The 1,451-nt window shown below is 75.7% G+C and carries 1 protein-coding gene; it reads left to right on the top strand.

All coding sequences use genetic code 11. From position 1 onward, the window contains the following. On the top strand, positions 1 to 1,266 hold a 1,266-nt coding region (locus tag P1P70_RS44565), incomplete at its 5' end, for a beta-ketoacyl-[acyl-carrier-protein] synthase family protein (RefSeq protein WP_319248192.1). Positions 1,267 to 1,451: the final 185 nt, after the last annotated feature.

Here is a 1,451-nt window from a genome sequence, read left to right as displayed (position 1 = left end):
ATGTCGTACTTGGTGGGGCGCCGGGTGGTCGTCACGGGGCTGGGGGCCGTCACCCCGCTCGGGGTGGGCGTGGGTGAGCTGTGGCAGGGCCTGCTGGAAGGGCGTTGCGGGATACGGGAGTTGGAGGGGGAGGAGTTCGCCGAGTTACCCGTGCGGGTCGCGGGGACGGTGCCGGTGGATCCCGCCGAGCTGCTCCCCCGGCCCCGGGCCCGGCGTATGAACCGGGCCGCGAGGTTCGCCGTGCTGGCGGCGCGGGAGGCATGGCGCGACGGGGGTCTCCCTCCCGACGGTACGGCGGGGAGCGGGCTCGACCCGGGGCGGGTCGGGGTGTCCGCCGGGGCGATCCTCGGTGACGCGTCGGTGCTGGTGGCCGGGGACCGGCAGTTACGGGACCGGGGACCGCGCGGTGTCTCCCCGCTCACCACCCCGATGTGTGTGCCCTCGCAGGCGGCGTCGCAGATCTCGCTGGACCTCGGTATCACCGGGGAGGCGCGGACCGTCACCAGTGCGTGTGCCTCCGGGACCGAGGCGATCGGGCAGGCGGTCGACCGGATCCGGTACGGGCGGGTGGACGTGGCGCTCGCGGGTGGGGCCGAGGCGGTGGTGACCCCGGCGATCATGGCGTCCTTCGCGGCGATGCGTGCGCTGTCGCGGCATGGGCTGGACGGTGGTGAGGCGAGTCCGTCCCGGCCGTTCGCGAAGGACCGGGACGGGTTCGTGAACGGCGAGGGGGCGGGGTTCCTGCTGCTGGAGGCGGAGGACCATGCCCGGGCTCGCGGGGCGCGGATCTACTGCGAGGCCGCGGGGTGGGGGCTGTCCGCCGACGCGCATCACATGGCGGCGCCCGATCCGTCGGGCTCAGGGGTGGCGCTCGCGCTGCGGCGGGCGCTGGAGGACGCGGCGGCGGGGCCCTCGGACGTGGTCCACGTCAACGCGCACGCCACTGCCACGGTCGACGGTGACCTCGCGGAGGCGAACGCGCTGGTGGCGGTGCTGTCGGGGCGCCGGGTGCCGGTGACGGCGCTCAAGGGGCACCTCGGGCACCTCCAGGGGGCGGCCGGGGCGGTGGAGGCACTGGCCACCGCGCTCACGCTCCACCACGGGCTCATCCCGCCGACCATCGGCTGCGCCGACCAGGACCACGCGATCACCCTCGACCTCGTCACCACCGTCCCGCGCCCGCTCCCGCGCGACGGTGACCTCGCCCTCACGAACTCCTTCGGCTTCGGCGGCCACAACGCGGTCCTGGCCCTGCGCCGCACCTAGCCCTCCGGGCCGGGGAAGGTGGCTGGGCGTGGGTGGCACGCGGGACAAGGCCGAGGGAGTCAAGGCCACCGTCGGCCGCGGCACCCGCGCTTCCGGCCGTCTCGGCACTGCCGACCTCCACAGCCGCGGCTGAGCACCGCTGCGGCGGCGTACGGGCTCGGCGGCGTACGGGCTCGGCGGAGGGT

It is taken from the genome of Streptomyces sp. MB09-02B, from assembly GCF_033794485.1.
Lineage (GTDB): Bacteria > Actinomycetota > Actinomycetes > Streptomycetales > Streptomycetaceae > Streptomyces.
The sequence above is the reverse complement of the archived record's forward strand: the minus strand, read 5'-3'. Positions and strand labels throughout refer to the sequence as shown.